This is a genomic window from Oleiphilus sp. HI0080 (genome assembly GCF_001635135.1).
Window position 1 is genome coordinate 1 of record NZ_LWFU01000892.1, and the last position, 637, is coordinate 637.

Annotated in this window: 1 protein-coding gene and 1 pseudogene; one reads left to right on the forward strand and one right to left on the reverse strand. The window is 46.9% G+C overall.

Annotated elements, in window-relative coordinates; translation table 11 throughout:
• Window positions 1-297 (forward strand): annotated as a pseudogene (locus tag A3751_RS23060) (hypothetical protein); the annotation flags it as partial.
• A gap of 11 nt (window positions 298-308) precedes the next feature.
• Here A3751_RS23060 and A3751_RS17715 read toward each other — a convergent pair.
• Window positions 309-637: LysM domain-containing protein (locus A3751_RS17715; protein ID WP_156492596.1), on the reverse strand; the 329-nt coding region annotated here is incomplete at its 5' end.

The window sequence follows — 637 nt, forward strand, 5'->3', positions numbered from 1 at the left end:
GGCTCGGGGGCAGGTGGCTTACTCGACTCTCTCTTCAAGGATGATGCGCCTTCATGTTTCAAAATAAAAGGGGCTGAGGGGGTGTTGCAGCATCAAAAAGAGATCGAAGCGTTAGCCTATAAAACCGACTCTAATGCTTTTATCCTTGCTCCCCTTTCCGCTAAGGGGAAGAAAATAGGTTTGCTTTACGCGGATATGGGGGTAAGTCATCGGTCTATAGATGCAAGTCACCAGGCGGGTTTTCAGCAATTCTTTTTGCAGGCAAAGCTTGCATTGAATGTACTGGCAGCGCGCTAAAAATTTCTCGCCTAACCTTTAGTGATATCGACAAACACTGTTAGGCGCTGACCAGGTTGAAGATACTTCTTTTTCCCAAGGTTGTTCCATTGTTTTAGTTCGTTCACTGAGACATTAAAGCGATTTGCAATTCGCCACAAAGAATCACCATTTCGGACGCGGTAGCTTAGCCGCTTGAGTTTGTCTCTCGGAGCGTACGAGCTGTTCAGCGAAGGAACATAATTAACAGTAGGTTGTTTTTGCGCTACCTGTGTTTTGCCTGCCGTGTTGGACCAGATTAGTAATTGTTTGCCAGGGCGAAGGACGTCTCCTGGTGCCATCGAATTCCACTTCGCCAACT